The sequence below is a fragment of the uncultured Eudoraea sp. genome, assembly GCF_947258525.1.
Taxonomy (GTDB): Bacteria; Bacteroidota; Bacteroidia; order Flavobacteriales; family Flavobacteriaceae; genus Eudoraea.
The window spans coordinates 1-20,308 of record NZ_CAMYIP010000192.1; the positions used below are offsets into that span (position 1 = coordinate 1).

Here is a 20,308-nt window from a genome sequence, read left to right on the forward strand (position 1 = left end):
TGCTGCAATACCCATTGCAATTAGGCTTAAAAACCTCCTCCGCTCCGGTAGGCTGAATTCCCTGTCTGTACCATAAAATTTATGATACCCTGCGGCAATAAATCTGAAAATGTCCTCAGAAAAAAGAAATATTATGGTGATTATTTTGAAAGTAAGAATCGCTATTAAAAACCCAAAAGCATAACTTTTTGGCCTGCTTAGTACCCTTCCGCTTTCTTCGCCGAAAGTGAATTGAAAAATAAAGTTACCAAGTACAAGCAAGGACATCGCTGCAAATACAAAATAAACCCATGGAAACCTGCTTACAGTCTTCAGGGCTTGCAGGGTGTAGAATCCCAGAATAAAATAAACTATTACAAAAACTATCCAGCGCAGCATATGCTTTTTTTACAAATATATTTCTTTAACAGAGTATTGTTTAAATCTTTGTCTTTATTTAACGCTTTGAACCAGAGTGCGTATTATCTCAGGGTCGGTTAAGGCTATTTCATCATCTCTCAGGTATGAGGCATTGTTCATTGAAGGTTCAGGGGTTTTTTCAAGTGTTTTATTAAACATTGATCCGGAAAGATGTATTGCTTCAAATCCATTATTTTTGAAAAGCAACACATTGCGATTGCGTATTCCACCGCCTGGCATAATAATACATTTTTTTACTTTCTTTTTCCAGGAGATGAGCTCATTTATAGCCTCTTCTGCCTTTTGTCTGCCTCCGGATGTCAAAACACAATCGACACCTAAATCTTCAAGTTCCAATAGTGTTTTTAATGGGTCTTCTACCCAGTCAAATGCCCTGTGAAAAGTAAAGTGTAAATCCCCTGCCATAGAAATTAATTCTGCGGTTCGGTCCTTATCCAGAGTCCCATTGGAATACAAAACTCCTGAAACAATTCCAGATACACCAAGATCGGTACAAAGTGCAATGTTTGTTTTCATAATCTCAAACTCATCCCCTGAGTAAGTGAAATCACCGCTACGCGGCCTAATTAAAACATGAATTGGAATAGCAAGATTTTCCGACACCTTCTTTATTAAACCGTAAGACGGGGTTATACCTCCGACGGCCAATTCGGAACAGAGCTCTATCCTATCGGCACCAGCTTCCTCTGCATTGACAGCAGATTGATAAGAATTAGCACATACTTCTACGATCATTTCATATATTTAAACAGATAAAAATAAGCAACCCTGCCACATGAAACGTAGAAAATTTTTAAAAAATTCTTCCTTAAGTACTGCCGGTATCTTTTCTGCTTCAATTTTTTCGGCCTGCGAAACAGGTAAGAAACAAGAATCGGTCAATGAAATAGTAAAACCTATTGTAATTGCAACATGGGATGTACCCAATGCAACAGATAAAGCCTGGCAAATTCTTAGTAATGCCGGCAGCGCTTTAGATGCAGTAGAACAGGGAGTAATGATTGAAGAAGCAGATATTAAAAATCAATCTGTAGGTAAAGGGGGCAGGCCCGACAGGGAAGGCAATGTTACTTTGGATGCCTGTATAATGGATAAAGATAGCAATTGTGGGGCCGTTGTGTACCTTCAAAATATAGTCCATCCCGTTTCAGTTGCCAGAAAAGTTATGGAAGATACCCCTCATGTAATGCTCGCAGGAAAGGGGGCAGAAATGTTTGCTTATGAAAAGGGTTTTAAAAAAGAAAACTTACTTACAGAGAAGTCCAGGGAAGAATGGATAGAATGGAAAAAAACTTCAAATTACAAACCTATAATAAACATAGAAAATCATGATACCATTGGGATGCTTGCGATTGACAATAAAGGAGCTATTGCGGGGGCCTGCACAACCAGCGGAATGGCTTATAAAATGGCAGGACGAATAGGCGATTCCCCGATAATTGGAGCCGGATTGTTTATTGACAATGAAGTTGGCGGGGCCACAGCCACCGGCGTTGGCGAAGAAGTAGTCCGCACCGTAGGGAGTTTTCTTATTGTTGAATTAATGAGACAAGGCAAAACCCCACAGCAGGCATGTGAGGAAGGCGTGAAACGAATCATTGAGAAAAACAAGGAGAAACTGGATTTCCAAATTGGCTTTATTGCCATTAATAAAAAAGGAGAGACGGGAGGCTATTGTATTCAGCCGGGTTTCACTTACAGGGTCTATTCCGAAAAAGGACATAGTAATAACACAGCAAGAAGTCATATAAGCACTTAAATACTTTACTAAAGCACTTAAACTTTGTAGATTTGAAATTCTACAAGAACTCTAAAAATGGCAGACCAGAAAAGACTTTTTTTATTGGATGCATATGCTCTGATATTTAGGGGATATTATGCCCTGATTAAAAATCCCAGGATAAATTCTAAAGGAATGGACACTTCGGCAATCATGGGGTTTATAAATTCCCTGTTTGACGTTATAAAACGGGAAAAGCCAGACCACCTCGCTGTTTGTTTTGATAAGGACGGCAGTGCGGAGCGTACAGAATTATTTGCAGAGTACAAGGCAAACCGTCTTGAGACACCGGATGCCATTCGGGTGGCAATACCAATAATACAGGACATTCTTAAAGCCATGCATATTCCTTGTATAGAGGTATCTGGTTTGGAAGCCGATGACATTATTGGCACATTAGCCAAACAGGCTGAGAAAGAAGGATACAAAGTATACATGGTTACACCCGACAAGGATTTCGGACAATTGGTATCAGAAAATATTTTTATGTACCGCCCCTCCCGAATGGGTAATGGCGTTGAAATTTGGGGTATCCCTGAAATACAAACTCGATTTGGAGTAGAACGCCCCGAACAAGTGATCGACTATTTGGGAATGATGGGTGATGCCAGTGATAATATTCCGGGACTTCCGGGAGTTGGAGATAAAACTGCGAAAAAATTTATCGCAGAATTTGGCACTCTTGAAGGTTTGCTTGCGAACACGGATAAGTTAAAGGGAAAAATGAAAGAGAAGGTGGAAGAAAATGCCGAGTTGGGCCGACTGTCGCGAAAGTTAGCCACAATTTGTGTTACTTGTAATGTTACTTTTGATGCAAAGGATTACGAACTATCTGAACCCAATAGCGAAGAAGTACAAAAAATATTTGAGCAATTAGAATTTAGAAGGCTTAAAGAACAATTCTTAAGAATTTTCTCAGAGGAATCAGATGAAGCAGTAGCCAAAGGCAACAGCGAGGAGCAGAAACCTAAAAAAGAGTTGCAGGCTGCAGGAAGCGGTCAGTTTTCCCTATTTGGAAGTGATGGAGAATCTCCGGCGACTTTAAAAGAATTTTCCAGCAGAAAAACCATAAATGACGTAGCCCATGTCTATCAGAGTATCTCTCCGGGAATGGGTATGAAATTATTCCTTCAAAATCTAATGAAGCAAACTAAGGTATGTTTTGATACAGAAACAACTTCTTTAAATTCTCTTGTAGCCGAACTCGTGGGAATCGCTTTTTCCTGGGAAGCGCACAAAGGTTTTTATATTCCTTTCCCGGAAGGACGAGAAAATGCACAGGAATTAATTGAACAGCTCCGCCCATTTTTTGAAGCTGAACACATAGAGAAAGTTGGTCAGAACTTAAAGTATGATATTAAAGTACTTCACAAGTACAATCTTACCGTTAAAGGAGGGTTGTTTGATACAATGCTGGCTCATTACCTTATAAATCCGGATATGCGTCACAATATGGATGTATTATCGGAAACTTACCTGAACTATACACCCATATCTATTACCGAGCTTATTGGGAAAAAAGGTAAAAATCAATTAAGCATGCGCGATGTTAGTTTAGATAAACAAACAGAGTATGCAGTAGAAGATGCAGATATAACATTTCAATTAGCAAAACTGTTTGCCAAGGAACTAAGTGAAGCTAAAACGGAAGAACTGTTCAGGAACATTGAGATTCCTTTATTAAGTGTTTTAGCAGATATGGAGTTGGAGGGGATAAACCTTGATAAGGAATTCCTCCATTCACTTTCAAAAGATCTGGATGAGGATATAAAGAATCTGGAAGTCAAGATTTATAAGGAAGCTGGTGAAGAATTTAATATAGCATCACCAAAGCAGTTAGGTGAAATTTTGTTTAATAAGTTAAAGCTTGTCGACAAACCCAAAAAAACGAAAACAGGCCAGTATTCCACCTCAGAAGATGTACTTTCTTCTCTTTCTAAAGAACACGATATTATTAAAGATGTCCTGAATTACAGAGGTCTGGCCAAATTAAAGAGCACCTATATTGATGCATTGCCGGAACAGGTCGAAGAAAGTACAGGCAGAGTACATACAGATTATATGCAAACTGTAGCTGCCACAGGAAGATTAAGTAGTAATAATCCTAATCTTCAAAACATACCAATACGGACGGAACGAGGCAGACAAGTGCGTAAAGCATTTATTCCAAGAGATGATAATTACATCCTATTAGCAGCGGATTATTCTCAAATAGAACTCCGGATAATTGCATCTCTTAGTAAAGAAACAACAATGATTGAAGCCTTTAAAAATGGGGAAGATATTCACGCCTCAACTGCTTCAAAAGTTTTTAACGTTCCTCTGGAAGAAGTTACGAGAGATCAGAGAAGTAATGCTAAAACTGTAAATTTTGGCATAATCTACGGGGTATCGGCTTTTGGATTGAGCAATCAAACAGATTTATCCCGGACTGAGGCTAAGGAACTAATTGATACATACTACAAGACGTATCCAAAATTGCGAAATTATATAAGTGATCAAATAGATTTTGCCAGAGAGCACGGTTATGTGCAAACTGTACTGGGAAGAAGACGCTATTTAAAAGATATTAATGGCAGTAATGCCATTGTAAGGGGTGCTGCAGAGAGAAATGCCGTTAATGCACCCATACAAGGTAGCGCAGCCGATATCATTAAAATTGCCATGATCAATATCCATAAAAAACTTGCTGAGGGGAAATATAAGTCGAAGATGCTTCTTCAGGTTCATGATGAACTAGTCTTTGATATTTATAACCCTGAATTGGAAGATCTAAAGGCTATGATCAAAACCGAAATGGAAAATGCTTATGAACTCCTTGTGCCCCTGGATGTAGAGCTGGGTATTGGTAAAAATTGGCTGGAAGCGCACTGATACCAAAAAACCCTTTGAAAAATACAAAGGGTTTTAAGTAATCTTTATTGGTCTAGATGTTAATTATCTTTTTGTAAAGATCAATTCACCACCATCATCAAAATTGGCAAAATCTAATTCCACAGCATTTACCCTCATCGTGTTTCCGGAAATAGTTACACTGACCGTAGTCTCCATTTCATTCTCGTCTATATAGGTAAGCACTCCTCCTTCATAAAGATAATTATCTACACTTGTATCTTTCTCTGTAGGACATGGAACATCAAGCCCTGTTCCTCCTGTATTTACATTTATATCCAGGTAATTTCCCGAGTTTTCGGTAATAACAGTTTGGTCTGCATTAAAGGTAATCGTCATAAGTGAGCAGTCTAAGGCAGATAAAAAATTCAAAATATCTCGTGCAAATTTTTCATCGTCACTTGCTGTACTGTCATCAATTTCCAATGCGGTTAAATCCCAGGACCCAATAATATCATTATCTTGATTAGTATCATCTTTGTCTGATGAGCATGAGAATAATAAAGCAGTTGCAATAAAAAGGGATAATAGGTTACGTTTCATTTTTTTGGGTTTATTAATATTTCATCAGTTGAAAAACGTAAAATATTGCTATATAGTATGCCTGGTTAGCTGCTTTAACCAAGATTTTAAAGTAAAAATCAACAGTCTTTTGTTTATCCTTATCTATAACAATCAAAATCTTGCCCCTTTTATCAGAATAAAGAACACCTAATTATTTTAAAAAAATTGAGAAACAAGGGTTTGCATTTAAACTTAATAGTTGTACATTTGCAGCCCGTTAATCGGGATCGGAGTGTTTAATTAATAAATAGAAAGTAGTGGATACATTGAGCTACAAGACCAAATCTGCTAATAAGAATACGGTTGAAAAACAGTGGTTATTAGTTGATGCTGAAGGGCAAACTTTAGGAAGACTTGCTTCCAAGGTGGCAAAAATTTTAAGAGGCAAATATAAACCAAGTTTTACACCACATGTTGATTGCGGGGACAATGTTGTCATAGTGAACGCGGAAAAAATTCAACTCAGTGGAAATAAATGGGAAGACAAGACCTATCTCAGGTATACTGGCTATCCCGGAGGTCAAAGATCAACCACTGCTCGGGAACTCTTAGATAAAAATCCTGCAAGTATTATTGAGAAAGCAGTAAAAGGCATGCTTCCAAAAAATAAGCTGGGAGCCGAATTATTTAGAAACTTAAGAGTTTATGCCGGAACTGATCACGATCAGGAAGCACAAAAACCAAAGGCTATTAACTTAAATGACCTTAATTAGATGGACATAATTCATAAAATAGGTAGAAGAAAAACTGCAGTCGCACGCGTATATATTTCTGAAGGGAAAGGCAAGATTACTGTTAATGACAGAGCATTAGATGATTATTTTTCTACTGCAACACTACAATACAAAGTTAAACAGCCTTTTGCTTTAACCAATACCGTAGACAATTATGATGTTAAAGTTAATGTTTACGGAGGTGGAATAACAGGTCAGGCAGAAGCAGTGCGTTTAGCCTTGTCCAGGGGTCTATGTGAGATTGAGGCCGAAAACAGAGAGTTATTAAAACCTGAAGGTTTACTTACCAGAGATCCCAGAATGGTTGAACGTAAAAAGTTTGGACAGAAGAAAGCAAGGAAGAAATTCCAATTCTCTAAACGATAAAATAAAATATAGTCCTGGAACGAATTCAGGATTTTAACCCAAGTTCATTGAAAGTCTCTTCTTGTAGAGACAATTAAAAATCTAAGCCTCCAGACTACTTATATTTGAGTGTCAATAAAAGGAGGTATAGAAAAAATTTAGTTTAGCATCTAAATGATGGAGGCTTTCCCCTAAAAAGGAATACCACTTCATCATTGCTAATTCAAAAGAACGTAAACTAAGTATAAAAATGGCTAAGAAAGCTGAAGTAAAAGAATTATTGGAAGCAGGTGTGCACTTTGGACACCTAACACGAAAATGGAATCCGAATATGGCTCCTTACATCTACATGGAGCGGAATGGAATTCACGTAATCAATTTATATAAAACGGTTGCTAAATTGGAGGAGGCAAATGAAGCCTTGTCTAAAATTGCAGCGTCCGGAAGGAAGATTTTATTTGTAGCTACAAAGAAACAGGCAAAAGATATTGTTGCCGAGAAAGTTGCCAATGTAAATATGCCCTATATCACTGAAAGATGGCCGGGAGGTATGTTGACAAACTTTGTGACTATTAGAAAAGCCGTTAAAAAAATGGCTTCTATTGATAGGATGAAGAAAGATGGAACGTTTAATACGCTTTCCAAAAAAGAACGATTACAGGTAGATCGTCTTCGTGCTAAATTGGAAAAGAACCTGGGCTCAATCTCAGATATGACCCGTTTACCTGGCGCTTTGTTTGTTGTAGATACTATGCGAGAGCATATTGCTGTAAAGGAGGCCCAAAAATTAAATATTCCAATATTTGCTATGGTTGATACCAACTCGGATCCGAGACCTATCAATTATGTAATTCCTTCAAATGATGATGCATCCAAATCCATCAATGTGATATTAACGGAAGTTACAAATGCAATTGCAGCAGGTCTGGAAGAGCGTAAATCCGAAAAACAGGCGGAAAAAGAAGGTGCTGATCCAAAAACTGCGGCCACTACTGAAACAGAGGTTGTGGAAAAAGTTGAGAAAGAAACTGAGGTGGAAGCTAAAGCTACGAAAGAAGAAAAAGTTGAAACCGCTAAAGTAGAAGAAACCCCTAAACAGGTAAAAGAAGAAGCTGCACCGAAAACTGAAAAGAAAGAAAAAGCCGAAGTTAAAAAAGCGGCAAAAGCAGAAGCAGACAATCTTACAAAGATTGAGGGTATTGGTCCAAAAGCAGCCGAAGCACTTAGCAAGGCAGGTATTGATTCATATGCAAAATTAGCCAAGGCAAAAGCAGATAAAATCAAGGAAATTCTGATTGAAGCGAGTTCCAGAATGGCGCATTTAGATCCGGATTCCTGGCCAAAACAAGCAAAAATGGCTGCTGATGGTAACTGGGACGAATTGAAAGAATGGCAGGAAAAAGCTAAAGGAGGAGTAGAATAAGTAAAGATTTATTAAATAATTTACAACTGAACATGAGCGAACATGTTCAATAAAAAGAAAATAAAATGGTAAAAATTACCGCCGCAGAAGTTAATAATTTAAGAAAGACAACTGGTGCAGGAATGATGGACTGCAAAAATGCACTTGTTGAAGCTGAAGGAGATTTTGAAAAAGCTATCGAAATTCTTCGAAAAAAAGGTCAGAAAGTGGCTGCAAAGCGAGCAGACAGAGATTCATCTGAAGGGGCAACTATAGCTCATGTTAATCCTGACAAAACAAGTGGAGTTTTAATTTCACTTAATTGTGAAACTGATTTTGTTGCCAAGAATGACAGTTTTGTTGCCCTGGCTAATGAGCTGGCTAAGCTTGCACTTGCTTTTGACAGTAAAGATGAATTCCTAAACGCGAGTTACAACGGTATTTCTGTAAAGGAAAAGCTTACTGAACAAACGGGTGTAATTGGTGAAAAAATTGAAATTGGTGGCTTTAAAAAACTGAATGCTCCTTATGTAGGATCCTATATTCATGCAGGTAACAAGATCGCCACTTTGGTCGGGCTTTCAAATGTGGTTGAAGGTGCAGATGTAGCCGCCAAAGATATAGCAATGCAGGCAGCAGCTATGAATCCTGTAGCACTTAATGAATCGGAAGTAGATCAATCCGTTATTGACAAGGAAATTGAAATAGCCAAAGATCAACTGCGTCAGGAAGGTAAGCCAGAGGCCATGCTGGACAATATTGCAAAAGGAAAATTAAAACGTTTCTTTAAAGACAACACTCTTGTTAATCAGGCTTTTATTAAAGATAGTAAGCAGAGTGTTTCTCAATACATTCAATCTGTAAGTCCTGAATTGGAAATAACAGGTTTTGAAAGGTTAGCTTTAGGCTAAAACACCTATTCAAATTATTAAAAAACCACTTTTCTTTTTAAAAAGTGGTTTTTTTTGATCTGTATGTCAATCCTCGGTCTACGGGCTATGAATGCATTCACTATTCCTGGAGAGATCTTTAGCCTTTTAGCCAAGCTTTCCTGAGTTTGGATTCAGGGCTGTTTTCCAGGCTATCTATTGGCACAATTGTAGTTACCCTTAGTGTCGGTGTTCCAACTTTTCCCTGTAATGTTAATTCTTCTTCACCGCGTTTAACAACCATCGTGATTTGCCTGTCAGATGTCCATCCAAAACTTTGCCCAATAATAGGCCTGATAGATTCTAATGAAATTGGCATCCCATCTATACTTTGTATTGTATCCCCTCCTTGTGCCCCAAGATCTGTAAAGAAAGTATTTAATTCAATGCCACTTCTAATAAATATTGCGTCATTATTGTTCGGATCAATATCTATAAAGGGAATTTCTCCATCTAAAAAATAACCGGTTCGCTCCTGAGTAGCCTTTGTCATTAATCCAACCGAGGCAAAAATCTCATCATAATCCAATGGGGTATTACCTTTAACATATAAATCAAAAAACGATCTGATCTCAGGATAGGTCATTGCCACGATCTCGTCTATAATTTCATCATCCTCAAATGGTGTGTCATCGTCATATTTTTTTGAAAGTTCTTTCATTAACCACAAAACTCCTTTTTCTCCATTGCTTAAGTCCCTGAGCCTGATATCCAAACTCATATTTAATAAGGTTCCTTTTTCATATACATTGGCATAGTTTCCTTTATAAGGGTTTTCCAAAATATTTCTACTCATAGTCGTAAATGACATTTCATCGTCATAGGATTTGGAATTACTTATTTTGTCCACAATTCGGGTGAAGAAATCGGCCTCATCAATCAGCCCTTGTTGGATTTGGAATAAGTTGGCGAAATATTCTGTAGTTCCTTCATACATCCATAGATGCTGGGACATTTTAGGATCGTTAAAATCAAAAAATTGAATTTCCTTTGAATGCACATTCAAGGGGGTAACAATGTGAAAAAATTCATGTGAAACAACATCTATCATTGCTTTTTCCAGAGTTGTCAGTGGCATTTGCTCCGGAAGCACTACAACGGTGGATGTATGATGTTCCAAAGCCCCGAATCCTGAAGCATCATTTTGATCTAGGGTAGATAAATATAACAGAATATTATATTCCTTAGTCCCGTCAATCTCACCAAGAAATGCCTTTTGAGCCTGCATCATACGCTCCATACTTTCTTTTAGATCTGTTGCCGCATAACGGTTATTCGGAGAATAAACACTCAAATTAACTGTAATATCATTTATAACAAACGAAACAATGTTTTCTTCAGCATATAGTACAGGGTTATCTACTACTTCAAAATATCTGGAAGCATGAAAGATATCTGTTGTGCTGTTAGTATCATCCTGCTTTTTATTTAATGATGTAGTGGGCACCAGGTGTGAAGGGGAAGAAATGATTAACTCATATGGCACTTCCTTGAATCCTTCAAAATAACCTACAAAGCCATGAAGGTTCAAAACAAAATTTTTATCCTTTAAAATATTTGTTCCTGCAGGAGAAAATACCGGATCGTTTAATTCACTTTCAGTATCAAAAGTATCCGTAACATAATAGGAGATCTTATCCAATTTGGTGGCATTGGAGATATTCCATTCATTGGTTCCGATTGAAGTAACTAAAAGTTCATTACCCTGATAATCATACGCTTTCAAGTCCTCAATATACTTGCCGTAGTTATCTTCACTATATGTTCCAGGAACTGTTTTTGGAATAAAAAAAGAAATGTCTTGTTTACTGAATGATCCCGGATCAATAGTTACACTAACTCTATCATTATCAACATTAACTAAATCTATAGTTGTTTCAATAACTGCATCATCTTCAGATAATACAGATTTTGAAGCTCCGCAACCATATAATAATACAAGGAAAACATATGGGATAAATAATTTTTTCATGTATGCCTGAGATATGATGTTTAAAAAAACAAGATTATTAAAATTAATCTAGATCATGCTGGTTGTTAGCAAAAAATTAAGATGAACATTAAACCTATTAACGAAGACTTCTCATAAATATTTTTGATTATTTTTGTTTGCAAATCAGCTTAGGACAATATGCTATATAAACGAATACTTCTTAAACTCAGTGGTGAAGCACTAATGGGCAACAAGCAATACGGGATTGATGCCGCGAGACTGGCTGAATATGCCCAGGAAATAAAGGAAGTGGTAGACATGGGGGTTCAAGTAGCAATTGTCATTGGAGGAGGAAATATCTTTAGAGGACTGGCGGGTGCAAGTAATGGAATGGACAGGGTTCAGGCAGATCATATGGGGATGCTGGCAACGGTCATAAACGGCCTGGCATTACAAAGTGCTTTGGAGCTCAATGGTGTACAAACAAGATTACAATCTGCTATAAAGATCAACGAAGTTGCAGAACCTTTTATAAGAAGAAGAGCTATGCGCCATTTGGAAAAAGGACGCGTAGTCATTTTTGGAGGAGGTACCGGAAACCCTTATTTCACAACAGATTCTGCTGCAGTTTTAAGGGCAATTGAAGTTGAAGCAGACGTAATCTTAAAAGGCACAAGAGTGGATGGTATTTACACCAGTGATCCTGAAAAAGATAAAACGGCTACTAAGTTTGAAACTATTAGTTTTAATGATGTACTTACCAAAGGTTTAAAAGTCATGGATACGACGGCTTTCACGCTAAGTCAGGAGAATAATCTTCCAATTGTTGTTTTTGATATGAATAAAAAAGGTAATCTCCTTAAAATAGTATCAGGTGAAAATATTGGAACGGTAGTGGATCTTTAGTTGGTATAGTTAGTGTAAAATAAGTTATAAAATTTATTATGGACGAAGATGTTAAATTCATTTTGGAAACCGCCAAAGAAAGTATGGATGGAGCCATATTACATTTGGAAAAGGCATTAGTTAAAATTAGAGCAGGGAAAGCTAACCCCTCCATGTTATCGACGGTGATGGTGGAGTATTATGGCTCTCAAACTCCCTTATCACAGGTGTCTAATATAAATACGCCCGATGCACGAACACTTTCTGTTCAGCCTTGGGAAAAAAGTTTGCTGACAGAAATAGAAACAGCTATTATGAATGCCAATCTTGGTTTTAACCCAATGAATAATGGAGAGGTTGTAATAATTAATGTTCCTCCTCTGACTGAAGAAAGAAGAATACAATTAGTAAAGCAAGCGAAAGCGGAAGCGGAAGATGCTAAAATAAGTGTTCGCAGTGCAAGGCAGGAAGCAAATAAAGAAATAAAACACCTGGGGATTTCAGAAGATCTTGAAAAAAATGCAGAAATAGATATTCAGGAAATGACCGACTCCTATACTGAAAAAATAGACAAAATACTTGATGTCAAGGAAGCAGAGATCATGAAAGTATAAATCGTGAATTTCCAAAAGGCATACAGCACTGTCATGGCAGCTAATTATTTGTATATCGGCTATTAATTCATAAAGGAAATTTAGCTCTATCCTTCAAAATAAATAGCAATAATCGCTGCAATAACGATGATAGCAGAAATGACAATTAAAACTCTATATAGTATAATTGCAATTTTACTATAGTTTTTATCATCGGTCATGGCATCATTTCTTTTAACCCATTTTAGTGGAATTTTCTAATGGATAATTTTACTACCGCTCAATTTACATAAATTCTTTAGAATATAGTCCTTTCTGATTTAAAGGTTGGTATTCACTATTTTACAGCCGGTTTCTAGGTACAGTGCTCCTTGTTTTCTACCTTTGCCGCGGTTAAAAAAGCAATAGCAAATAAAGCTTATGCCAATTGAATTGGTCTTCAGACCTGAGTGTTCATAAAAAACACAATCAATTTTTAATTAATAGTATGGTTTCGAAGATTACGAGTGGGTTTTGGGCAAAGGTTGGAAGAATAATTCTTAGAAACAGAATTCTTATTTTATTGGGAATCGCTTCCTTTACCGTTTTCCTGGGTTTTCAATGGAAGAACATGCAATTTTCGACTTCTGAGGCGAATTTACTCCCGGATGATCATCCCCTGAATATTGCCTATGAAGATTTTCTTGAAAAATTTGGTGAAGAAGGTAATACAATTGCTTTTGCAATTAAAGACAGTTTGTTTTATGAAGTTGATAATTTTAACAGATGGAACAGATTAAGCAAACAATTGGCAGCTTTTCCGGAAGTAGACTTTGTCGTATCTATAGATAATCTCAAGGAACTCATCAGGGACAAAAAGGAAAAGCAATTCGTTCTGCGTCCTTTAATTGAACAAACTCCCATTAATAATACTGAAGTAGACAGCCTAACCAATTATCTGTTCAATAACTTACCGTTTTATGATAACCTGTTATATAATAAAGAAACAGGAACCATAAGAACACTTGTCTATTTAGACAAGGATATTGTAAATACTTCTGTTCGGAAGGACTTTATTTTAAAAGACCTCCATACGCTTATATCTGATTTTGAAAATGAAACCAAAATGGATGTTCGAGTATCCGGAATGCCGTATATACGAACAATGAATACGCAACACATTATTGATGAAATAGGAATTTTTATTGCTGGAGCACTAATTGTTACTTCCTTAATTTTCTTTTTCTTCTTCCGCAGTATTCGGGCAACGCTAATTTCCATGTGTGTAGTCCTAATTGGCGTTATGTGGGCATTTGGGATCCTTGGACTCTTGCAATATGAAATAACCGTTTTAACAGCCCTTATTCCTCCGCTAATCATAGTAATTGGGATTCCAAATTGTATTTTTCTCATCAATAAATATCAACAGGAAGTTAAAAAACATGGAAATCAGGCTTTATCATTAAAGAGGGTCATATCAAAAATTGGTAATGCAACGCTAATGACGAATGTCACCACAGCTTGTGGTTTTGCCACCTTTATAATAACAGACAGTAAACTTTTGACTGAATTTGGTATAGTAGCCTCTATTAATATATTGTGCATCTTTATGCTTTCCATACTTATTATACCAATCGTGTATAGTTTTATGTACCCGCCAAAATCAAAACATCTGAAACACCTCAACAAAAAATGGATAGATGCTTTTGTAAACTGGATGGAGCATATAGTACGAGAAAAAAGGATTGCTATTTATTCCATCTCTTTGATAGCATTAATAATTAGTATCATTGGAATTTATCAAATCAAAATTTCCGGAAATCTTGTTGAAGATATGCCTAAAAACACCGGGTTTTATAAAGACATCCAATTTTTTGATGAAGAGTTCAATGGAATTATGCCTATTGAAATTGTTATAGATACAGAAAGAAAAAAAGGGGTGCTAAAGCCCGTTACACTGAAAAAAATGAATCAGTTGGGGGAAATGATTGAAGAGACCTCTTCATTATCCAAACCCATATCCGTAGTTAATATTGTAAAGTATTCAAAGCAGGCTTTTTATAGCGGAATTCCTAAATATTACCAACTCCCCACATCTCAGGAATACAATTTCATTATGGATGTTGCCCGAAAATCTCAGGGAAATGAGGGCTTAATTGAAAATTTTGTTGACAGTACCGGGCAGGTTGCAAGGATTACCACCTTTATCAAAGATGTTCCTACAGAGGAAATGGAAGAAATTGAAAAATCGATCCTTGATGAAATTACCAAGATATTTCCAGCAGATCGATTCAATGTTTTTGTGACCGGAAAAGCGTTACTTTTTTTAAAAGGCACGAAATATTTAGTAAAGAATTTAGTGCTTTCTTTATCCCTGGCTATTCTTTTAATAGCTTTATTTATGGCTTATTTATTCCGTTCATTCCGAATGATTGTTATTTCTTTAATACCAAATCTCCTGCCGTTGGCCATTACTGCCGGTGTTATGGGTTTTGTTGGTGTACCCATTAAACCTTCTACAATATTGGTTTTTAGTATTGCATTCGGAATATCAGTTGATGACACCATTCACTTTCTGGCAAAGTACAGACAAGAACTGACAGCTAACCATTGGCGAATTCAAAAATCGGTTTATGCCGCTTTACGAGAGACCGGTGTAAGTATGTTTTATACTTCGATTGTCCTTTTCTTTGGCTTTTCAGTATTTACTATTTCCAGTTTTGGAGGCACAGTGGCCTTGGGCGCGTTGGTATCAGCTACACTGCTCTTTGCCATGTTAGCCAATTTAATTTTGCTTCCCTCACTACTTCTTTCCTTAGAACGAAGCATCGCTAACAAGCAAGTTCTAAAAAAGCCTCAAATAGATATTCTACCAAAAGAGGAGTTGCCCAGAAGCAGATCGCAAGATTAAGTCAATGGTATTCGATAGCCATTTTATAAGTTGTTTAAAGCTGTATATTTTATCAATAAGTTATCTTTGCCATTTAAATTTAGAACTGATCTCATATGAAATCATACGGCATAAATGAGCTACTTCAGTCACCCCCTTTAAAACAGAAGGTAGAAGTAAATGGATGGGTTAAAACATTTAGAAGCAATAGGTTTATTGCTTTGAATGATGGTTCCACTATTCAAAACATTCAATGTGTGGTTGATTTCGAGCAATTCGATGAAGAATTACTAAAGAAAATTGCAACAGGTGCTGCCTTAAAAATAAGGGGTGTCCTTGTGGAAAGCTTGGGAAAAGGACAAAACGTTGAGATACAAGCAGAAGAAATTTCTGTACATGGCCTCTCCGATCCGGATAGCTATCCCATTCAACCCAAAAAACATTCTATGGAGTTTTTAAGGGAACATGCACATCTGAGGATACGCACAAATACCTTTGCTGCTGTAATGCGTGTAAGATCTGCCCTTAGTTTTGCGATACATGCATATTTTCAAAAAAACGGATTCTACTATTTTCATGCCCCGATAATTACAGGTTCAGATGCCGAAGGAGCAGGTGAAATGTTCAGAGTGAGTACACTAGATCCAAAAAATCCCCCTTTGACAGATAATGGTGACGTAAATTATAAAGAAGATTTTTTTGGAAAGGAAACCAATCTAACCGTCTCTGGTCAGCTTGAAGCAGAAGCGTATGCTATGGGATTGGGTAAAGTCTATACTTTTGGCCCAACTTTCAGAGCTGAAAATTCAAATACTTCAAGGCATCTGGCGGAGTTTTGGATGATTGAACCTGAAATGGCTTTTTATGATCTGAAGGATAATATGGATCTGGCAGAAGATTTTATTAAAAATATCCTTGCTTATCTGTTAGAAAATTGTGAAGAGGATTTGGCATTCCTCGAAAAACGACTTCTCGATGAAGAGAAAACAAAGCCTATGGCGGAGCGAAGTGAAATGAAGCTTAGAGAAAGGCTGAAATTTGTAGTGGATAATGAATTTATCAGAATAACGTATACCGAAGCAATAGAAATTTTAAGGAATAGCAAGCCAAACAAAAAGAAAAAGTTTAAATTTCTGATTAACGAATGGGGTGCTGATCTACAAAGTGAACACGAACGCTATTTAGTTGAAAAGCATTTTAAATGCCCTGTTATTTTATTTGACTATCCTGCCAAAATAAAGGCGTTTTATATGCGTTTAAATGAAGACGGGAAAACAGTAAGAGCCATGGATATTCTATTCCCGGGAATAGGTGAAATTGTGGGAGGATCTCAGCGTGAAGAAAGACTGGACGTCTTAAAAGAAAAAATCGCTGCATTAGGGATTGATGAAAAAGAACTTTGGTGGTATCTCGATCTAAGGAAATTTGGAACCGCCATTCACAGTGGATTTGGACTTGGCTTTGAACGCATGGTACAATTTGCTACCGGAATGGGAAACATAAGGGATGTGATCCCATTTCCAAGAACCCCGCAAAACGCAGAGTTTTAAAACCAAAATCCCTACATGACATTAATTCTTTAACTTTATAGATAGGAAAAGAATACAAGCTTATGCTCAAACAACACTTACAGTTTAAATTATCGCAAAAGCTATCTCCCCAGCAAATTCAGCTGATGAAACTTATTCAGCTGCCTACCCAGGCATTTGAGCAGCGAGTGAACCAAGAACTTGAAGAAAACCCGGCATTAGAAGTAGGTAAAGAAGAAAAAGGTGCATTAGATGATGATTTTAACGAAGATTATGAAGGAGCATCCGAAGGCGAAAGCATCGCAGCAGAAGATATCAATATTGATGATTATTTAAGTGACGATGAAGTCCCCGACTATCGTACCAGGACTAGCAATTACAGCCCGGATGATGATGAAAAGAGCATACCATATGCAGCCGGTATCTCGTTTAATCAATACCTAATTAATCAATTAAATACCATATATCTTAATGACCAGGAATGGGCTATTGCTGAATTTTTAGTTGGTAGTGTTGATGAGAGTGGATATATAAGAAGACCCCTGGCCGATATAGCAGACGATTTGGCCTTTACCCAAAATATCTATTGTGAAGAGCAGGATATAGAAAGGGTATTAAAAATTGTTCAGGAATTGGATCCCCCGGGTATTGCAGCAAGGACGTTGGATGAGTGCCTCATACTTCAGCTTAAACGCAAAGAGAGAACTCCAAGTATTGAATTAGCCATTAATATCCTGGATAAATCCTTTGAGCAATTTACCAAAAAACACTATAGTAAACTGCTTCATAAATTTGATATCACTGAAGACAAACTCAAAGAAGCCGTTGCTGAAATTGAAAAATTAAACCCTAAGCCCGGTGGGTCTTATTCCGGCAGCAATAAGGTCATTGAGCATATTGTTCCGGATTTTTCTATTAAGATTGTTGATGGACAGCTAGAATTGACCTTAAATGGAAGAAATGCACCGGAACTTCATATCTCAAATGAGTATAGCAATATGTTAGCCGGTTACAAAAGTGCAAAGGACAAATCCAAATCGCAAAAAGATGCTGTTATGTTCATCAAACAGAAGTTGGATTCCGCAAAATGGTTTATTGATGCCATCAAACAGCGGCAGCAGACACTATTTATTACTATGAACGCCATAATGCAATATCAAAAAGAATATTTTCTTAGTGGTGATGAACGGAAATTACGCCCAATGATCTTAAAAGATATTGCAGATGCAATTCTTATGGATGTATCTACTGTTTCAAGGGTTGCCAATAGTAAATATGTCGATACTCCCTATGGCACAAAATTAATTAAGGAATATTTCTCTGAATCGATGAAAAATGTAGAAGGAGAAGATGTTTCTACCAGGGAAATCAAAAGTATTTTAGAAACGGTTATAAGGGATGAAGAAAAGAAAAAGCCCCTAACAGATGATAAATTAGCCGCAATGCTAAAAAAGAAGGGATATCCAATTGCGAGGCGGACGGTAGCGAAATACAGAGAACAAATGGGTATTCCTGTGGCCCGCTTAAGAAAACAGATTTGATGACACTGTTTTTCAAAATAATCTCTTATTTATTTCATCCCATTTTTGTTCCCATTGCAGGAACCATAACCTATTTTGTTATAACCCCTAAGTACAGCCCCTTAGAACTTCAAAGTGGCAACATTTTACCCATATTTATACTAACAGTTATCATACCCATTATTAGCTTTCTTATATTGAAAAATCTGGGGGTGGTAAATTCAATTTTTTTACCGGGAACAAATGAACGCAAATATCCATTAATTATCCAAATTGCTTTACTCCTGATGATAGTAATAAAGGTAATTCCTAATAATTACACGCTGGAAGTGAATTATTACTTTGTGGGATTGCTCAGCGCCACTATTGCTTGCCTATTTTTAATTTTTCTTAGATTTAGAACCAGTTTACATATGGCAGGCATGGGTAGCTATCTTATGTTTTTGATAGCTCTAAGTATTCATTTTGAAATAAATATTACTATTGCAATAAGCCTTTTTACCCTATTGACAGGTCTTCTGGCTACCGCCAGGCTTTATCTAAATAGACATAGCAGGGCGGAAGTATTAATTGGTTTTCTAATTGGATTTGGGTCACAATTAATGACTATCAAATTCTGGCTTTAGTATTAAAGGATATAAAAGATAATTCCTATTCGTAAAGGTCTAAACTCAATTGATTCTCCCTCTACTGTATTTACATTATCGTTGAACAAATTACTAAGTGCGTAATAAGCATGTACATTAACGGTGCTATAACCAAAATTAAGCATAAGACCATATCTAAATTTACGGATATCAGTATTATTAAATGATATTTTAGCAGTGTTAGAAACAAACTTTGATCTACTGCTCACAACATAACCTAATTTCATTCCCGCATAAATGCGCCAAAATTTATAATCACTTGGTGTAGATGTGCGCCATCTGATTTCAATGGGCATTTCTATAACATGCGAATCTAATTTATTTCGCTTATACGATATATCAGAATCAAGTACAATATATTCTAAACCATTTTCTGTTTCATCAACGAATAAGTTGGAATAATAGTTATTATATGCATAACCGAGTCCCACGCCTATTGCAAAATTTCTACGCCTGTTTAATGGCAGATCTTTTATAAATCCTCCCATTAAGCCATAAGAAAAATTACTCTGAGTAACTCCATCAGGTTTGTTTAAGATAATATTATAGGTTATGCCAAGGTAAAATTGATCCTCAAGGTATTTAAGGTCTTCTACTACGGCTTTCTCCTGCGCACAAAGATTAATTGTGAAACCTAAAATTAAAAAAAGTACATGGCGTTGCATAGGACTTTAAAGGTAAATAATAAACGAAACCAAGAGCAAAAAAAAAGTGCTTCAAAATAAATTTTGAAGCACTTTTTACAATTAATTAAGTATGAAAGTTAATTCTTTACTGCAAATTTCTGAAAGCATCCCCTTCGTAGGTTGTATAATTAACCTTCAGAGCGTTTACTTTACGCAACTCTAGTTTTATATCTGATATAAGACCCATATTTGCGTTTTTATCTACTTTAAGAGCAGTAGTCAGAACATTCTGTAATTCCTGCGCCTTTTTAGCCCTCTCCATCAAAATAAAATCTCCAACTTCAGAAACATTGGCAAATTTATCATTCAGTTGAATTTTTGGTTCAGTTCCAAAGACCTTCTGATATTCTCGTGTAGGTTTCCCCACATAGATATACAGTACCCTATCCTTTTTTTCCAACTTCTTAACCTCACTTGCATTTGGCAAGGTATTCTGAACCATTAATGAGCTGTCTTTCATAACGGTTACCGTCATAAAGAAGAACAATAGCATAAAAACAATATCGGGCAAGGAAGCCGTAGATACTGCGGGTAAATCCCCATCTTTTTTCTTATTAAATTTTGCCATAATTATAACTTA

General features: G+C 36.6%; 17 protein-coding genes and 1 pseudogene. 12 read left to right on the plus strand and 6 right to left on the minus strand.

What is annotated here, in order from left to right; genetic code table 11:
* Nucleotides 1-378 (minus strand): annotated as a pseudogene (locus Q0X89_RS14240) (metallophosphoesterase); the annotation flags it as partial.
* Nucleotides 379-432: 54 nt separating this feature from the next.
* On the minus strand, nt 433-1,155 hold the full coding sequence (locus Q0X89_RS14245) for a copper homeostasis protein CutC (RefSeq protein WP_297695329.1): 723 nt from the start codon (nt 1,153-1,155) through the stop codon (nt 433-435).
* Between the two features lie 40 nt (nt 1,156-1,195).
* On the opposite strand from Q0X89_RS14245, the gene Q0X89_RS14250 reads away from it, so the two are divergent.
* Both Q0X89_RS14250 and polA read left to right on the plus strand, forming a co-directional pair.
* Nucleotides 1,196-2,179, plus strand: a complete 984-nt coding sequence (locus Q0X89_RS14250) for an isoaspartyl peptidase/L-asparaginase family protein (RefSeq protein ID WP_297695331.1) — start codon at nt 1,196-1,198, stop codon at nt 2,177-2,179.
* Between the two features lie 57 nt (nt 2,180-2,236).
* Nucleotides 2,237-5,074 (plus strand): DNA polymerase I, encoded by a 2,838-nt coding sequence (gene polA, locus Q0X89_RS14255; RefSeq protein WP_297695333.1) that lies wholly within the window; start codon nt 2,237-2,239, stop codon nt 5,072-5,074.
* 63 nt (nt 5,075-5,137) lie between these two features.
* Here polA and Q0X89_RS14260 read toward each other — a convergent pair whose 3' ends face one another.
* The gene (locus tag Q0X89_RS14260) at nt 5,138-5,635 is read right to left on the minus strand and encodes a lipocalin family protein (RefSeq protein ID WP_297695335.1); all 498 of its coding nucleotides are present in this window, start codon (nt 5,633-5,635) and stop codon (nt 5,138-5,140) included.
* A gap of 278 nt (nt 5,636-5,913) precedes the next feature.
* Here Q0X89_RS14260 and rplM point away from each other — a divergent pair, with 278 nt between their 5' ends.
* The 4 genes from rplM (at nt 5,914) to tsf (ending at nt 9,048) form a co-directional block, all read left to right on the plus strand.
* Entirely contained in the window at nt 5,914-6,369 is a 456-nt protein-coding gene (gene rplM, locus Q0X89_RS14265) for a 50S ribosomal protein L13 (protein ID WP_297695337.1), read from the plus strand.
* Nucleotides 6,370-6,756 carry a 30S ribosomal protein S9 gene (gene rpsI / locus Q0X89_RS14270; RefSeq protein ID WP_297695339.1) on the plus strand — a complete coding sequence of 129 codons (387 nt, stop codon included), beginning with the start codon at nt 6,370-6,372 and terminating at the stop codon, nt 6,754-6,756.
* A gap of 229 nt (nt 6,757-6,985) precedes the next feature.
* Complete coding sequence (rpsB, locus tag Q0X89_RS14275; protein ID WP_297695341.1) at nt 6,986-8,158, plus strand: 30S ribosomal protein S2; 1,173 nt, start codon at nt 6,986-6,988, stop codon at nt 8,156-8,158.
* A gap of 65 nt (nt 8,159-8,223) precedes the next feature.
* Complete coding sequence (tsf, locus tag Q0X89_RS14280; RefSeq protein WP_297695343.1) at nt 8,224-9,048, plus strand: translation elongation factor Ts; 825 nt, start codon at nt 8,224-8,226, stop codon at nt 9,046-9,048.
* Nucleotides 9,049-9,166: 118 nt separating this feature from the next.
* On the opposite strand, the gene Q0X89_RS14285 is transcribed toward tsf, so the two are convergent.
* Complete coding sequence (locus tag Q0X89_RS14285; RefSeq protein WP_297695345.1) at nt 9,167-11,038, minus strand: peptidase M61; 1,872 nt, start codon at nt 11,036-11,038, stop codon at nt 9,167-9,169.
* A gap of 159 nt (nt 11,039-11,197) precedes the next feature.
* Between Q0X89_RS14285 and pyrH the strand changes: the two genes are divergently transcribed.
* The 6 genes from pyrH (at nt 11,198) to Q0X89_RS14315 (ending at nt 19,021) form a co-directional block, all read left to right on the plus strand.
* Nucleotides 11,198-11,905: a UMP kinase gene (gene pyrH / locus Q0X89_RS14290; RefSeq protein WP_297695347.1), complete on the plus strand. Its 708-nt coding sequence runs from the start codon at nt 11,198-11,200 to the stop codon at nt 11,903-11,905.
* Between the two features lie 38 nt (nt 11,906-11,943).
* Nucleotides 11,944-12,498 (plus strand): ribosome recycling factor, encoded by a 555-nt coding sequence (frr, locus tag Q0X89_RS14295; RefSeq protein WP_297695349.1) that lies wholly within the window; start codon nt 11,944-11,946, stop codon nt 12,496-12,498.
* Between the two features lie 466 nt (nt 12,499-12,964).
* Nucleotides 12,965-15,367, plus strand: a complete 2,403-nt coding sequence (locus tag Q0X89_RS14300; protein ID WP_297695436.1) for an MMPL family transporter — start codon at nt 12,965-12,967, stop codon at nt 15,365-15,367.
* A gap of 95 nt (nt 15,368-15,462) precedes the next feature.
* Nucleotides 15,463-16,896, plus strand: a complete 1,434-nt coding sequence (asnS, locus tag Q0X89_RS14305; protein WP_297695351.1) for an asparagine--tRNA ligase — start codon at nt 15,463-15,465, stop codon at nt 16,894-16,896.
* A 62-nt stretch (nt 16,897-16,958) separates the two neighbouring features.
* Nucleotides 16,959-18,416, plus strand: coding sequence for an RNA polymerase factor sigma-54 (gene rpoN, locus Q0X89_RS14310; protein WP_297695353.1), 1,458 nt, complete (start codon nt 16,959-16,961; stop codon nt 18,414-18,416).
* Nucleotides 18,416-19,021, plus strand: a complete 606-nt coding sequence (locus Q0X89_RS14315) for a hypothetical protein (RefSeq protein WP_297695354.1) — start codon at nt 18,416-18,418, stop codon at nt 19,019-19,021. Before rpoN ends, Q0X89_RS14315 begins: the two co-directional genes overlap by 1 nt.
* 2 nt (nt 19,022-19,023) lie before the next feature.
* On the opposite strand, the gene Q0X89_RS14320 is transcribed toward Q0X89_RS14315, so the two are convergent.
* Nucleotides 19,024-19,707: a porin family protein gene (locus Q0X89_RS14320; protein ID WP_297695356.1), complete on the minus strand. Its 684-nt coding sequence runs from the start codon at nt 19,705-19,707 to the stop codon at nt 19,024-19,026.
* Nucleotides 19,708-19,813: 106 nt separating this feature from the next.
* On the minus strand, nt 19,814-20,296 hold the full coding sequence (locus Q0X89_RS14325; RefSeq protein ID WP_297695358.1) for a biopolymer transporter ExbD: 483 nt from the start codon (nt 20,294-20,296) through the stop codon (nt 19,814-19,816).
* Between the last annotated feature and the right edge of the window lie 12 nt (nt 20,297-20,308).